This is a genomic window from Staphylococcus sp. 11262D007BW (genome assembly GCF_053547815.1).
In genome coordinates this window covers 1,827,184-1,842,525 of record NZ_JBPWPJ010000001.1, presented here as the reverse complement: position 1 = coordinate 1,842,525, position 15,342 = coordinate 1,827,184, and the positions used below count along the sequence as shown (strand labels likewise).

Annotated in this window: 15 protein-coding genes and 1 pseudogene; 6 read left to right on the top strand and 10 right to left on the bottom strand. The window is 39.0% G+C overall.

What is annotated here, in order from left to right; genetic code table 11:
* The first annotated feature begins 163 nt into the window (after positions 1-163).
* Both betB and betA read left to right on the top strand, forming a co-directional pair.
* Positions 164-1,657, top strand: coding sequence for a betaine-aldehyde dehydrogenase (gene betB / locus ACEE93_RS09085; protein ID WP_449155258.1), 1,494 nt, complete (start codon positions 164-166; stop codon positions 1,655-1,657).
* Positions 1,658-1,675: 18 nt separating this feature from the next.
* Positions 1,676-3,379: a choline dehydrogenase gene (gene betA, locus ACEE93_RS09080; RefSeq protein WP_449155259.1), complete on the top strand. Its 1,704-nt coding sequence runs from the start codon at positions 1,676-1,678 to the stop codon at positions 3,377-3,379.
* Positions 3,380-3,424: 45 nt separating this feature from the next.
* Here betA and ACEE93_RS09075 read toward each other — a convergent pair whose 3' ends face one another.
* Positions 3,425-4,165 (bottom strand): DUF429 domain-containing protein, encoded by a 741-nt coding sequence (locus ACEE93_RS09075; RefSeq protein ID WP_449155260.1) that lies wholly within the window; start codon positions 4,163-4,165, stop codon positions 3,425-3,427.
* A gap of 242 nt (positions 4,166-4,407) precedes the next feature.
* Between ACEE93_RS09075 and argF the strand changes: the two genes are divergently transcribed.
* Positions 4,408-5,349 (top strand): ornithine carbamoyltransferase, encoded by a 942-nt coding sequence (gene argF / locus ACEE93_RS09070; protein ID WP_449155340.1) that lies wholly within the window; start codon positions 4,408-4,410, stop codon positions 5,347-5,349.
* 76 nt (positions 5,350-5,425) lie between these two features.
* Here the strand turns inward: argF and hisIE are convergent, their stop codons facing one another.
* The 9 genes and pseudogenes from hisIE to ACEE93_RS09025 all read right to left on the bottom strand — a co-directional run bounded on the left by hisIE (position 5,426) and on the right by ACEE93_RS09025 (position 12,863).
* The gene (gene hisIE / locus ACEE93_RS09065; RefSeq protein ID WP_449155261.1) at positions 5,426-6,055 is read right to left on the bottom strand and encodes a bifunctional phosphoribosyl-AMP cyclohydrolase/phosphoribosyl-ATP diphosphatase HisIE; all 630 of its coding nucleotides are present in this window, start codon (positions 6,053-6,055) and stop codon (positions 5,426-5,428) included.
* Complete coding sequence (gene hisF, locus ACEE93_RS09060; protein WP_449155262.1) at positions 6,046-6,810, bottom strand: imidazole glycerol phosphate synthase subunit HisF; 765 nt, start codon at positions 6,808-6,810, stop codon at positions 6,046-6,048. The genes hisIE and hisF overlap by 10 nt, the downstream gene beginning before the upstream one ends.
* Positions 6,807-7,511: a 1-(5-phosphoribosyl)-5-((5-phosphoribosylamino)methylideneamino)imidazole-4-carboxamide isomerase gene (gene hisA / locus ACEE93_RS09055; RefSeq protein ID WP_449155263.1), complete on the bottom strand. Its 705-nt coding sequence runs from the start codon at positions 7,509-7,511 to the stop codon at positions 6,807-6,809. Before hisA ends, hisF begins: the two co-directional genes overlap by 4 nt.
* Complete coding sequence (gene hisH, locus ACEE93_RS09050) at positions 7,512-8,078, bottom strand: imidazole glycerol phosphate synthase subunit HisH (protein WP_449155264.1); 567 nt, start codon at positions 8,076-8,078, stop codon at positions 7,512-7,514.
* The gene (gene hisB, locus ACEE93_RS09045; RefSeq protein ID WP_449156515.1) at positions 8,075-8,650 is read right to left on the bottom strand and encodes an imidazoleglycerol-phosphate dehydratase HisB; all 576 of its coding nucleotides are present in this window, start codon (positions 8,648-8,650) and stop codon (positions 8,075-8,077) included. The genes hisH and hisB overlap by 4 nt, the downstream gene beginning before the upstream one ends.
* The gene (locus ACEE93_RS09040) at positions 8,634-9,644 is read right to left on the bottom strand and encodes a pyridoxal phosphate-dependent aminotransferase (RefSeq protein ID WP_449155266.1); all 1,011 of its coding nucleotides are present in this window, start codon (positions 9,642-9,644) and stop codon (positions 8,634-8,636) included. Before ACEE93_RS09040 ends, hisB begins: the two co-directional genes overlap by 17 nt.
* Positions 9,628-10,896: pseudogene (gene hisD / locus ACEE93_RS09035) on the bottom strand (histidinol dehydrogenase). Before hisD ends, ACEE93_RS09040 begins: the two are co-directional and overlap by 17 nt.
* The gene (gene hisG, locus ACEE93_RS09030) at positions 10,889-11,503 is read right to left on the bottom strand and encodes an ATP phosphoribosyltransferase (RefSeq protein WP_449155267.1); all 615 of its coding nucleotides are present in this window, start codon (positions 11,501-11,503) and stop codon (positions 10,889-10,891) included. Before hisG ends, hisD begins: the two are co-directional and overlap by 8 nt.
* A gap of 556 nt (positions 11,504-12,059) precedes the next feature.
* Positions 12,060-12,863 (bottom strand): ATP phosphoribosyltransferase regulatory subunit, encoded by an 804-nt coding sequence (locus ACEE93_RS09025; protein WP_449155268.1) that lies wholly within the window; start codon positions 12,861-12,863, stop codon positions 12,060-12,062.
* Positions 12,864-13,076: 213 nt separating this feature from the next.
* Here ACEE93_RS09025 and deoC point away from each other — a divergent pair, with 213 nt between their 5' ends.
* From deoC to ACEE93_RS09010, 3 genes are all read left to right on the top strand, one after another.
* Positions 13,077-13,739 (top strand): deoxyribose-phosphate aldolase, encoded by a 663-nt coding sequence (gene deoC / locus ACEE93_RS09020; protein WP_449155269.1) that lies wholly within the window; start codon positions 13,077-13,079, stop codon positions 13,737-13,739.
* A 31-nt stretch (positions 13,740-13,770) separates the two neighbouring features.
* On the top strand, positions 13,771-14,949 hold the full coding sequence (gene deoB / locus ACEE93_RS09015) for a phosphopentomutase (RefSeq protein WP_449155270.1): 1,179 nt from the start codon (positions 13,771-13,773) through the stop codon (positions 14,947-14,949).
* Between the two features lie 176 nt (positions 14,950-15,125).
* Positions 15,126-15,323, top strand: a complete 198-nt coding sequence (locus ACEE93_RS09010; protein ID WP_449155271.1) for a hypothetical protein — start codon at positions 15,126-15,128, stop codon at positions 15,321-15,323.
* The last annotated feature ends 19 nt before the right edge of the window (positions 15,324-15,342 follow it).

Here is a 15,342-nt window from a genome sequence, read left to right as displayed (position 1 = left end):
TCAATAATCTGAATAATGGTATTGTTTAAGTACATACTCAATTGAAGATAACATCTATTGAAAATCCTCGTATTGTCAGTTGACAGTTTAAAAATTCATGTGGTAAAGTAAATTTGTCAAATTCGTTAAATAAAAATTTAACAAACTTAACGGAGGTATCTTGATGGAACTTGTAAACAATTTATCTCGTCGTCAGTTTATTGATGGTGAGTGGGTAGATAGCAGTAATAAAGCAACTCGTAAAATTATTAACCCGTATAACCAAGAAGTCATTATGGAAGTGGCTGAAGGTACGACTGAAGATGTGGAGCGTGCCATTTTAGCAGCTCGTCGTGCATTTGACGATGGAGAATATGCGAATGAAACAGGCGAAGTCAAAGGTCAAAAAGTACGTGCGATTGCAGATAAAATTAAAGAACATCGCGAAGAACTTGCAAAACTTGAAACATTAGACACTGGTAAAACATTAGAAGAGTCATATGCAGACATGGATGACATTCACAATGTATTTATGTATTTTGCAGGTTTAGCAGATAAAGATGGTGGCGAATTAGTTAATTCACCAATTCCAAATTCAGAAAGTAAAATTGTTAAAGAACCAGTGGGTGTTGTTACTCAAATTACACCTTGGAACTATCCATTACTACAAGCATCATGGAAGATTGCACCTGCATTGGCAACAGGTTGTTCATTAGTGATGAAACCAAGTGAAATCACACCATTAACAACAATCCGTGTATTCGAATTAATGGAAGAGGTTGGTTTCCCTAAAGGTGTGATTAACCTTGTATTAGGCGCTGGTTCAGATATTGGCGATATCATGTCTACTCATAAAGATATCGACCTTGTATCATTTACTGGTGGTATCCAAACTGGTAAACGCATTATGAAACAAGCCGCAGATCATGTTACAAATATTGCGCTTGAGCTTGGCGGTAAAAACCCTAATGTCATTTTCGCTGATGCTGACTTTGATTTAGCAGTAGACCAAGCACTAAACGGTGGTTTCTTCCACGCTGGTCAAGTATGTTCAGCTGGTTCACGTATCATCGTGCACAACGACATCAAAGCAGATTTCGAAAAAGCATTAGTAGAACGTATTAAAAACATTAAAATGGGCAATGGCTTTGAAGAAACAACAGAGCTTGGACCACTTATTTCAGAATCACACCTTAACAAAGTAGAAGGTTATATGGATGTTGCGAAGGAAGACGGCGCAACAATCGCAATTGGTGGTAAACGTCCTGATAGAGACGACTTAAAAGATGGCTTTTTCTTTGAACCAACTGTAATTACAGATTGTGATACGTCAATGCGTATCGTACAAGAAGAAGTCTTCGGTCCTGTTGTAACAGTAGAAGGTTTCGATACAGAAGAAGAAGCAATTCGTTTAGCAAATGATTCAATTTATGGTTTAGCAGGTGGTATCTTCACACAAGATATCGGCAAAGCAAACCGTGTAGCTAGTAAGTTACGTATGGGTACAGTATGGATTAACGACTTCCACCCTTACTTCGCTCAAGCACCATGGGGTGGCTATAAACAATCAGGTATTGGTCGCGAACTTGGCGAACCTGGTTTAGAAGAATATTTAGAAACAAAACACATTTTAACAAATACAAATCCAGAACCTGTTCATTGGTTTGGTAAGCAATAATAAAGGAGGACACGGAATATGAGTAAAGCATACGATAAGATGTACGATTATATCATTATCGGTGGCGGTAGTGCTGGTTCAGTACTAGGTGCCCGCCTTAGTGAAGATAAAGATAAAAAAGTATTAGTGTTAGAGGCAGGACGTAGTGACTATCCATGGGACTTATTAATTCAAATGCCAGCCGCATTAATGTATCCATCAGGTAATCGTTTATACGACTGGAAATACGAAACTGATGAAGAACCACACATGGGTGGCCGTAAAGTATTCCACACACGCGGTAAAGTGTTAGGTGGATCTAGTTCTATCAACGGTATGATTTATCAACGTGGTAATCCATTAGACTATGAAAAATGGGGTAGCCCAGAAGGCATGGAAACATGGGACTATGCACATTGCTTACCTTACTTTAAACGTTTAGAAACAACATTTGGTGCAGACAAAGACGACCCAATTCGCGGTTTAAATGGTCCTATTAAATTACGCCGTGGTCCTGCAGACAATCCATTATTCGAAGCATTCTTCAATGCAGCAGTGGATGCAGGCTACAAAAAAACAAAAGACGTGAATGGTTACCGTCAAGAAGGTTTCGGTCCATTCGACAGTCAAATTCATAACGGACGTCGTGTATCAGCTTCTCGTGCTTACTTACGTCCAGCTATGAAACGTAAAAATTTAACAGTTAAAACACGTGCTTTTGTTGAAAAACTTCATTTTGATGGCAACCGTGTTACAGGTGTAACATTTAAACGTAACGGTCGTTTACACACTGTATTAGCTAAAGAAGTGATCTTATCAGGTGGTGCGATCAATACACCACAATTACTACAATTATCTGGTATTGGTGACGCAGACCATTTACGTTCAGTAGGCGTTGAGCCTCGTCTTCACTTACCAGGTGTTGGTGAAAACTTCGAAGACCACTTAGAAGTATATGTACAACATGCTTGTAAAGAACCTGTATCTCTACAACCAAGCCTTAACTTATTCAGAATGCCATTTATCGGCTTAGAATGGTTAACTCGTCGTACAGGTGCAGCATCAAGTAACCATTTCGAAGGTGGTGGCTTCGTACGCTCAAACGACAAAGTGGACTATCCAAACTTAATGTTCCACTTCTTACCACTTGCAGTACGCTATGATGGTCAAAAAGCACCAACAGCACATGGTTACCAAGTACACGTTGGACCAATGTACTCTAACTCAAGAGGTAACTTAAAAATTACGTCTACAAACCCATACAAAAAACCTAAATTTGTCTTTAACTATTTATCAACACCAGAAGACCGTCAAGAATGGGTAGAAGCTATTCGTGTAGCGCGTAATATCTTAAATCAACCATCATTAGATCCATACAATGGTGGCGAAATTTCTCCAGGACCATCTGTTCAATCAGATGAAGAAATCTTAGACTGGGTACGTCGTGACGCTGAAACAGCATTACACCCATCTTGTAGTGCTAAAATGGGTCCTGCATCAGATCCAATGGCAGTTGTTGACCCATTAACAATGAAAGTTCACGGTATGGAAAACTTACGTGTTGTTGACGCATCTGTAATGCCAACAACAACAAACGGTAATATTCACTCACCAGTATTAATGTTAGCTGAAAAAGCAGCAGACATTATTAAAGGTGTGAAACCATTAGATCCTGAATATGTTGACTATTATGTACACGGTAAAAACGATCCAGAAGATGGTACAGTAGAATCACATTATTAATCAAAAAAGACCACAACACGCGTTTAAGTGTTGTGGTCTTACTTATTATATGTCATCTTGATACGGTATCACAATAGCCCCCGTTTCCCATTCTCCAAAGACACGTGGGTATGTCTCTCTATGCGTATGTATACGAAATAATGCATAAGCACATAGCAATGCATCCATTTGATCCTCATAGTGCTTTTTGGCACGACGTGATAGATTGGTCCAATCAATCGTCATCCTCATCGTATAGCCTTGTAATAAACCATTATCCTCTAGTTGTGTTAAACACGCATGAAGTCTCTTTAAACCTTGTAATGCCATCTTAAAATTGACATGTTTTTTCTCTTTGTAATGAAAAGGATAAGCTTGTGGAAACAAACTCGCTGTAATCGCTGTGGGAAATGTTTCAATGACATAATGCGTGTCATCATTAAGCTGAATTGAAGTTTCTTCTGATAAGCTCGAACGAATTTTAGTCAATAAATCTTCTCCACGTACGCGCTTAAAAGTTTGTGTTAAAAAGGTACGGCTGACATGAAACGCACGAACACGGTGTTGGTGTAACTGACTTTGCGTCAATGCTTGCTCAGCTTTTCGAGTCCCCTTTGTATTTGGCACAATGAGAGGGGCATCAATTGCGATACGTAGTAGTCCATCCCATTGCTTTATAAAGTCGACAATCTCTTCATCTGACCATTGCACAGCCTTCATTTCTACAATTTTGCTATGTTTATCTATGACACATAACCCTGTTGCATTGTGATCTGTCCACGCTAAATCAATCCCGATATAGTACATCGTCATCTTCCTTTTAAAATGCTGTCATATGATTACTTTAAAAAGGATAACACAAATTATGCAAAAGATGGGGGTAAAGGGTTGAAATTGAGTATTAGAAATGTATAATAATACGTAATAGGTTTTAAATATTAGTAAAAGGATGTGGTTTAGATGGGGCGTACACAACATCACTAAAACAACTAAAACAGTTTAAAGGGCATAGCTTTTTGAAAACAATTGACTTTACAGCGGATGAATTAATGACGCTAATAGATTTTTCATTAGAACTTAAACAGAAAAAACAAAAAGGGATTCCGCATCCCTATTTAAAAGGTAAAAATTTAGCATTATTATTTGAAAAGCCATCTACGCGTACACGTGCGGCGTTCAGTGTTGCCGCTAAAGATTTAGGCGCACAAGTAGATTATTATGGTGAAGGTGATTTTCACTTAGGCGTGAAAGAATCAGTAGCGGATACCGCACAAGCATTAGGAAGAATGTATGGTGGTATTGAATTTCGTGGCTATTTTCAAGATCATGTGGAAACATTGAGCGAAGCATCAGGTGTGCCAGTGTGGAATGGATTAACTAACGAATGGCATCCGACACAAATGATTGCCGACTTTATGACGATTAAAGAGCATTTTGGTACGTTAGAAGATATTACATTAACGTACGTCGGCGATGCGGATAATAATGTAGCAAGAGATTTATTAGTGACTGGTGCGAAGTTAGGGGTAAATATGCATATTGCAGCACCTCAAAGTCTTCAACCGACCAAAGACGTTCAGGATCTTGCGAACGAATTTGCACAACAATCAGGCGCCAATATTAAAATTACTGAAGATGTGGAAGAAGCGGTCAAGGGTGCGAACGCAATCTATACAGATGTGTGGCTATCAATGGGCACGGATGAAAAAGAATGGGAAGAACGCATTGATAAAATGCTGCCTTATCAAGTGAATCAGGCGTTATTACAACATGCTCATCCAGAACAGCTCATTGTGATGCATTGTTTACCGGCCTTTCACGATACACAAACCCAAGTCGGTCAAAAAATTTACGATCAATTTGGTGTTAAAGAAATGGAAATATCAGACGAAACATTCCAAGCATATCAAGATATTATCTTTACACAAGCAGAAAATAGACTTCACTCTATCAAGACTATTATGGCTGTAACATTAGGAGATATCTTTTAAAACTGTATAAATAGAGAACAATGCTCCCGTTTTTGTAGTCACGGGAGCATATTATTATAGGTGGCATAATGAAATACTACCAATTATCAATATTTGGACGTTCACCTTTAAAATTGTTGCGGGTTTGATGACGTTCGGCGAGTAGGTCTTCAACATCATTAATGGACACGTTTTGTTCGTGCCAAAGGACAGACAGATGATATAGTAGGTCTGCGCTTTCAGCAATCACTTCCTCGCGATCGTCTTTCATCGTAGCAATGACGACTTCAAAAGCTTCTTCTCCAAATTTTTTGGTAATTTTTTCTTTACCTTCCGTCATTAAATAGTGTGTATAAGACTGTGATTCTTTTGCCTGAAGCCGTTGTGTAATGGATGCCTCTAATTGTTGAAGGTGGAAGGGCACATTGGTATTAAAGCAACTTTGAGCGCCAGTATGGCACGTAGGTCCCTCAGGTGTAACGAAAATCAACAATGTATCTTGATCGCAGTCCAACTGCATATCAACAACTTTTTGAATATGACCAGATGTTTCTCCTTTTTGCCAAAGTCTTTCTTTAGAACGTGAGTAAAACCACACCACGCCCGTTTCAACTGTTTGATGAAAAGCCGCTTCATTCATATAGCCCAACATGAGTACTTGATGTGTGGATGTATCTTGTAATATTGCGGGTAACAGTCCTTTTGAAAAGTCAGGATTTAATGCCATCTTACCGGAATACCTCCTTGTTGTAGTGTTGTTTTAATTGCCTTAATCGTCGTTTCTTTATCATGTAAAATACTCGCTGCGAGCCCTGCCGAAACAGGGGTGTCAGTAAATAATGTCTTAAAATGCTCAGCAGTACCGCCACCGCCAGAAGCGATGACCGGTATGGAGACACGTTGTGTAATGCCGTTTAAATGGGCGAGGTCAAATCCTTGTTTCATGCCATCGTAAGCCATACTGGTAATGAGCAACTCACCAGCACCCAACGCTTCTACTTGTTGCACCCAATCATAAACACGTATATTTGTTCGTTTTTTACCGCCGTGCGTGCAACAGAAGTAATCATTTAATGTCTCATCATAATAACTATCAATGGCGATACAAATGCATTGTTTACCAAATGTATGACTAGCTTCACGAATCAATTCTGGATTATTTAACGCAGCCGAATTAAGAGATACTTTATCCGCCCCGTTTTGTAACAGTTGAGAAATGTCTTCAATAGAACTGATACCACCGCCAACAGTCAAAGGAATAAATAGTTGTTCAGCGGTTTGACGTATAATATCCAACGTTAAAGCATGACCTTGTTCCGTTTTTGAAATATCGAGAAAGACGAGTTCATCGGCACCTTCGTCGTTATAATACATCGCTAAATCAACAGGGTCCCCAATATCGCGTAATCCTTTAAATTGAATACCTTTGACGACCCGGCCATCTTTAACATCTAAACAGGGGATGATGCGTTTTTTAATCATGTTAATCCCTCCCAAAAGTCAGGGCGATGAGCCGCTTTACCGACAATAGCCGCTTCTACACCGATTGCTTCTAATTGTGCAAGGTCTTCTTGATGACGAATGCCTCCAGACGCAATGATAGGGAGGTTAACCGCCTTTACTAATTCAGCAGTTGTTTCGAAGTTCGGGCCGCCCATTTTTCCGTCTTTTGAAATATCTGTATAAATCATGCCACCAATTGGTAGGTGGGCAATGGACTGCGCAAATGTAATCAAATCCTCTTGTGTTGATTCAAGCCAACCATTGACTTTAATGGTCCGATTATACGCATCAATGGAAAGGTAGATTTTCCCAGGAAATAACGCACTCATTGATTCTAACCATTCAGGATGTTGAATGGCTTGTGTCCCTACAATGCAATAATCAACGCCAGCCTCAAAATAATGACGTAATGCCGCTTCGTCTCGAATACCACCACCTACTTCAACTGGCTTATGAGCATGTTGTACAAGGGAAGCAATATAATTTGATTCTGTCGGAGTTTGATGTTTCGCACCCATCAAATCGACAATGTGAATGCGATCGACACATTGAAATTGATTATAAAATTGAATGCTCTCTTCAGCAGAACGTGACATTTCCTCAGACGTATTGTAATTACCTTCTGTTAGGCGTACACTTTTACCTTCAATGAGGTCGATTGCTGGCCATAGCTTAATCATTTAAAACCCTCCTTCTAATGCTTGTTGTAGTATTGCCAATCCTTTATCGCCACTTTTCTCAGGGTGAAATTGAATACCGATGTACTGTTGATATTGGACGATAGCTGGAATATTTGTACCGTATGAGGCATAAGCTACCACATGCTCAGTCATCGGTGCTTGAAAACTATGCACGAAATATACATCGTGATTGAGCTCTGGATGGGAACCGAGTAACGTATTCCAACCTAAATGTGGCACAGTATATGGTGTATTAATCTGAACAATGCGACCTGGCATAAGCCCGAGTCCTTTGGCGTTTCCTTCTTCGCTCGATTCATAAAGTAACTGCATCCCAAGACAAATACCAATCATGGGTTGAGTTGTCTGTGTTAAAAAGTCATACAATTGATAGTCATTTATTTTTGTCATTGCCGTTTTAAAATGACCGACGCCTGGTAAAATTAGCGTATCTGCTTGAGCTAAAACATCTGTATCTTTACTTAATACAACGTCATAGCCTAAATGTTTAACAGCTCGTTGCACATTGAGCACATTCCCTAACCCGTAATCCACGATACCGATCATTCAATCACGCCCTTTGATGAGGGGATTCTCGCTGTATCAGAAGGGGCTAGTGCTTGTTTTAAAGCACGCGCAAAAGCCTTGAAAATGGCTTCAATTTCATGATGCATATTACCTTGATGTAATAAATCGATATGTGTAGTTAAACGCGCATTAATCACTAATGCTCTAAAAAACTCCTCCACTAATTCTGTATCAAATGTGCCGACTTTTTCTTTACTAAATTGAGCTTGAAAGTGAAGGTAGGGGCGACCACTAATATCGACGACAGCACGTGCAAGTGTTTCGTCCATTGGTAAATATTGCGTCCCGTACCGTTCAAAATGAGGTTGGTCTTTGATCATTTCAAGTAACAATTGTCCCATTACAATACCAATGTCTTCCGTCGTGTGATGGTCATCTACCCACGTATCGCCTGCCACATCTACATGTAAGCTTAACCCGCTATGAAAGCTGAATAAGGTGAGCATATGATCTAAAAAGCCGACGCCAGTTTGAATATGGCACTCCGACCCTTTAGACAATTCAATGGCTATTTTGGTTTCTTTCGTTTCACGATTAAGTTGATAAGGCATGTTGTTCACTCCATTCTTTGACAGCTTCTTCAAAAGCGTCTAATTCCTCTTGAGTCGCAATAGAATATCTCACACATTCTGCCATTAGTGGTAGTTCATTGGCATCATAAAAGCGTGGTAAAAAGCCTTTTGATGATAAATGTTGACCTAGTAACTCTGCGTTGGGCCCCTGAGTAAGTACGAAATTGGTCTCACTCGGAAAAATAGTCATGTATGGTTTGGCATAGGTCGTTAATATGGAATTAAGTTGTGTGCATAGCTTACGTTGTTGTTCAATGAGTGCTTGTGTTTCATATGGATGTTCAAAGAGATGAATCGCGATATCCAATGTTAAGGTTGAAAGTGGATATGGATGTTCAATTTGACGCATCATTGTGATTGTCGTTTCAGTGCTGATTAAGACACCTAACCGTAACCCTGCCATCGCAAAAGCTTTAGATAATGTGCGCATGACTAAAATATGATCTTGAAACGGTAGGTTAAGGGGTGTTGTAAAATCAACATAGGCCTCATCAATCACTAAATATCCTCCAACCTTCAGTAATTCATCCGCTATTGTCTGTATTGCTTCAGCGTTGAAGCGGTGACCTGTTGGGTTATGCGGATTACTAAAAATAAAAAAGCTTGGTTTAATCGTTCTAATCGCCTCGATAATGGATGCGATTGAAAAAGTAAGGTCCGTCGATGCATCGACAAAACGAATCTCCCGTTGTGTTTGTTGTGCGTAATCTTGATACATGAAAAAGTCGGGATTTAAGGTAAGGCACGGACCGGGCGGCATTTGAAACATCAGCTTTTGAATTAGTTCATCCGAGCCATTCCCACAACAAATTTGGTCCATCGTTATATTGCCATAATACGACGCATAAGCCCGTCGAAAGCGATCGTAGTGGTCGCTAGGGTAGTGATGATAATTGCTAGATGTAATAAGGTCGATGAGTGTTGCGTCGTCTATTGGTTTAATAGGGCTCTCGTTTTTATTCATTCTGATCATACAAGTCACCTCCGCGACGTATTAATAAGGATTGCTCATGGTTATATAATTGTTCTTCTTGTGCGAGTCGTGCCGCATCTTGATAAGTCGCATTAAAAGTATGTTGGTTTAAATGAATGACAGTATGTTTCGTTAAAAAGTCATTAACAGACAAACCATGTTGAAAACGTGCGGTACGGTTTGTTGGTAGGACGTGACTTGGACCAGCAATATAATCACCCATCGCCTCTGGAGCGTAACCTCCTAAAAATAGACTACCGACATAATTGATATCGTCAACGTATGTTTCCGGATTTTCCGTTTGAATAGAGGCATGTTCGGGTGCAATGGTATTCATCACTTCGCAACTTTCTTCAAAGTTTTGAGTATGAATTAAATAATGATGCTATGCCAAACTTTCTTTTAATATTGATTGACGTTGTGTTTGTTGAAATAGCTGTTGAATTCGAGTTGAGACTTGTTTTAATAAGGATAAATCGGTCGAAATCACAAAGGTACGTGCCAACTCATCATGTTCCGCTTGTGCGAGGACATCGTAAGCAATCGCATCAATATCACATGTATCATCAATCATTAATGCAATTTCACTCGGTCCTGCGATTTGATCAATACCTACTGTTCCGTACAATAACTTTTTAGCATAAGCGACATATTGATTACCTGGACCGACGATTTTATCCACTTTATCAATGGTTTCTGTTCCATAAGCTAGGGCAGCAATACTTTGCGCGCCTCCAGTTTGATACACATGATCAACGCCTGTAATGTAGCAAGCGGCTAGCACACTTTGGTTAACACCATTCGTTTGTGGCGGTGTGACGACAGTAATATTTTTCACACCAGCTACCTTTGCGAGTGTTGCGGTCATTAAAACGGTAGACGGATAACTCGCTTTGCCACCAGGAACATAAATGCCAACAGAAGCAATTGGGCGATAGACTTCATACATTTCTTCATCCGAAGGGCCATCAGTGTAACGAATGCGCTGTTGATACGCATAAATACGTTGATAGCTGTGTTCGAGCGCGGTTTTCAACTTAGGGTCAAGTGTGTCATAAGCCTGTTGTAATTGTATTTTTGGAATTTCTAATTGTGTCGTGTGAACCCCATCGAATTGCTGATTATAAGTATGAAGCGCTTGGTCCCCTTGTTGTTTAACAGTGTCACAAATCTCGGCAATAAGGTCGTGTAATGTTAGATCCAGTGGTTCGGTGGATTGATAATATTGCAGAAATGATTGGGTATTATAAATCAATGACAGACCCTCCTAACGTGTGAATAAATGCATCAATTTCATTGGAATGTGTAAAGAAACTTTGACGATTGGTAATTAATTTCGCTTGTACCTCTGTAATATATTCTTTTTCGACAAGCCCATTTGACTTTAAAGTGGTGCCAGTTTGAACAATATCGACAATGCCATCTACCATTCCTATGACACAAGCGAGCTCAATAGAACCAGACAGTTCGATACATGTCACATCGCGTCCTGTGTTTCTAAAATAAGCTTGTGCAGTTTTAGGATAAGAAGTCGCGATAGTCTTGTAGGTTTCTGTTGAGTCAAAAGCTGCCACCGCTAAGTGACATTGGCCAAATGGCAAAGATAAGAGTTGATTCACATCGTAGTGATGCTCCTGTAAAATGTCGCTTCCTGTAATCCCTACATCAGCAATGCCTTGTTCAACATAAGTAGGTACATCTTGTCCTTTCACAAATAAAAAGCGATACTGTTCTGTTTGAATTTGTAATTGTCGCTCGCGTGATTCCAATTGTTCAACGAGAGACTGTTGATTTTGATCTGCTAAATAAGCGATGAAACTTTTTAATAAACGACCTTTGGCTAAAGCAATGGTTAACATGTCACTTCCTCCTTGATGATTGAATGCGTTAAATCAATTTATATTAGTATCATTTAGTTTGATGTATTTAGACTTTTCAGAAATATAAATGTGTAATAAATAATAGTGTTGAGATATAGAACATCTATATCGTTCTACTGAGTACTGTAAACAAATGTGCGTTAGTGATCAGTATGCATATGAACGTGAGTGAATAGACGTTCCTCTCTATGCCAAAGAAGTCTCGGCTAAGGTTGCAATCAGAGGAAAACACCTCGAAACCAAGAATGCACTTTATCCAATTGAATGTTTCTAAATGTTTATTAAACAATGGTTTTAAATTCAGCGCTCGATTTTGCTCCTAAAGAAAGGTTCGCCTGCTCGCTATCACTCGCATGCATAACGTACACTAATCTCATTGTATTCGAAGTGTACGTAAGCTCCCACACTATGTTTTATAATCCGGTTTCGCGCTGCAAAACTCTCAACAAAATGAGACGCTTCACTAAAACCAAAGAACGGTTTGAGTTCAGCGCTCGATTTTGCTCGAGTTCTGACCGCAGCGCTTCACACTTTTTTATAACACTAGACCCAAGCCGAAGCCTTCGAGTTGATTGTTATAATAACCTCCTGATAGGACGTGATCGTTGTTCAGATAGGCTTTGATGAAGGTGCCTTTGTAATAAGACCTTGGTGGCAAGGGTGTAATGTCTAAATGAATGTTTGTAATATTTAATGACTCTAAAAACGTAGCCCATCGTTCTAAGCTTGCTACAATGTGATGCTCAGCTGAGTATAAAGATGTGAGCAGTGATAGTTGTTGATCTGTAGGTGTCAGCAAGAGTTGCACAATTGGGTGTTGGACGCCGAGCACTTTCTTTAATTCTGAGATGTTTCTTTGAGAAATCCACTTTAGTACCGACGCTGTTTGCTCTTTGGCATCAAGCAATAAGTGAATCAGCTGATAGTGTCCAATGACAACGTATTGAACGGTGGTCGACAGATGATGTTGAATATATGTATGAAATTGTTGAAAAGCGTGATGAATATCTTGAATCGTCGGATTATAGCATTCTAATCCGAGTTGCGTAGATACTTCCTGATATCTCGCAATAGGACCGCTGTACGCTATTTTTTGATTTTGAAGTTCGTAATTTTGATAATATCGAACGAGTTGGTCTGTAAAATCATTTCGTAATGCATAAATTTGGTCGTTGTTTTGCCAAATACTACGTTCTGGCATTTGTTTTAAATCATCTGAAGTTAATTGTGACCAGTTCAATGATTCGATAAACGACGTATCGATTAAGGTGAATCCTTGATTAGAGAAATAATCTAAGAATTGCACTTCTTGCTTTTTTGATTCAAGTAATTGCTGCATAATTAAACCTCGCTTTCATTCGCTATCGAACTAAAGTGTTTTAAGAATAACGTTATCATATCACAACCATTTTTCTATTTCAATGAATAATCTGAAAATAAAGAAAAGAAGAAGTTAGCGTATGAAATATATAGTAAATAATCGTATTTTATTAAAGTAGGCGGTATAATTAGAAAGTAGTAAAGTGATTATTTTAACAAGGGAGCATACATTATGAATTTTGAAAAATATATCGACCACACACAATTAAAACCAGAAACGACACGTGAACAAATCGATCGTATTTTAGAAGAAGCGAAAACATATCATTTTAAATCTGTATGTGTTAATCCAACGCATGTACACTATGCGGCTGAAGCATTATCAGATTCAGATGTGCTTGTATGTACAGTGATTGGTTTCCCATTAGGTGCATCAACAAGTAAGACAAAAGCATTTGAAACAGAGGATGCTATCAATAATGGTGCTGATGAAATTGACATGGTGATTAATGTTGGCGCATTGAAAGATGGCCGTGACGAAGAGGTACAACAAGATATCGAAGCGGTAGTTAAAGCAGCACAAGGTAAAACTGTGAAGGTCATCATTGAAACAGTATTATTAACAGATGAAGAAAAAGTGAAAGCTTGCCAATTAGCACAAGCAGCGGGCGCTCATTTTGTGAAAACATCAACTGGATTTGCAGGTGGCGGCGCAACACCTGAAGATGTCAAACTTATGAAAGACACTGTTGGTGATGCATTAGAAGTAAAAGCATCAGGCGGCGTACGTAGTTTAGAAGACTTTAAAGCAATGCTAGATGCTGGTGCGACACGCGTTGGCGCAAGTGCTGGTGTACAAATTATGCAAGGTTTAGAAGCAGATACAGATTATTAAGATTGTATCTGATTAAGAGGAGTGATTGTTTATGACTAGACCATTTAATCGTGTTCATTTAATTGTAATGGACTCTGTTGGTATTGGAGAAGCACCCGATGCTCACAAATTTAATGATGAAGGAAGTCATACACTGAAACATACGTTAGAGGGCTTTGAAGGTACATTGCCATCCTTAGAACGTTTAGGCTTAGGTAATATTGCCCCGCTACCGGTCGTGAATACAGTTGATCATCCATTGGCTTATCATACGAAGTTAAGTGAAGCGTCTGTCGGAAAAGATACGATGACAGGTCACTGGGAAATTATGGGATTAAACATTAATAAACCATTTAAAGTATATCCAAATGGTTTTCCTGATGAGTTAATTGAACAAATTGAATCATTAACTGGCCGCAAAGTTGTAGCGAACCGCCCAGCTTCAGGTACACAAATTATTGATGAGTGGGGCGAACATCAAATGAAGACAGGGGACTTGATTGTCTATACTTCAGCGGACCCTGTGCTTCAAATTGCGGCACATGAAGATGTCATTCCTTTAGAAGAATTATATGATATCTGTGAAAAAGTTCGTGAAATTACGAAAGACCCTAAATATTTAATCGGTCGTATTATTGCACGTCCATATGTGGGTGAACCTGGTAATTTCACACGTACAAGTAATCGTCATGACTATGCTTTAAAACCATTTGGCAAAACCGTGATGAACACATTAAAAGATGAGGGTTACGATGTGATTGCGATTGGTAAAATCAATGATATTTACGATGGTGAAGGTGTCACTGAAGCTATTCGTACGAAAAATAATATGGATGGTATGGATCAGTTGATGACAGTCGTGAATAAAGAATTTACAGGTATGAGTTTCTTAAACCTAGTTGATTTTGATGCGTTATATGGTCATCGTCGTGATAAACCGGGTTATGCCCAAGCCATTAAAGACTTTGATGAGCGATTACCAGAGTTACTGGATGCTTTAAATGAGGATGATTTACTCATTATTACAGCAGACCATGGTAATGATCCAACAGCAGACGGTACAGATCATACACGTGAATATATTCCTGTGTTGATGTATAGTCCAAAATTTAAAGAAGGTCACGCGCTAGATGGCGATACAACGTTCAGTTCAATCGGTGCAACGATTGCGGATAACTTTGGGGTGACATTACCAGAGTTCGGACATAGTTATTTAAATGAATTAAAATAATAGTAAGAGAGGTTGAGGCATAAAGCATTAATGCTCTGGGAAATCGATTAACGGTATCCCACAAGCAGGATTTTGTTTCAACCTCTTTTTGACGCTTATCATTAATACTTTTCGATTAATGTGTTACGTTATTAAGTGGAACTGTATTGGGATGTTGTAATGTAAAGGAGAATGATATGAGCAAACAACGCCATAGCATGTCAAAGTCTCAACAAATATTACTCGCTGTAATTATCATGATATTGTTACTGGAAGTCGTATTAACAATATTCTTTGTTTCCTTCAGCTCACCTGTATATAAAGGACTTACTATTATTCACGGAATACTCATTGTGGTATTTTTAGGTAGGCAAATTAAAGATAAAGGTGTGTAACACATCACTACCGGTCATT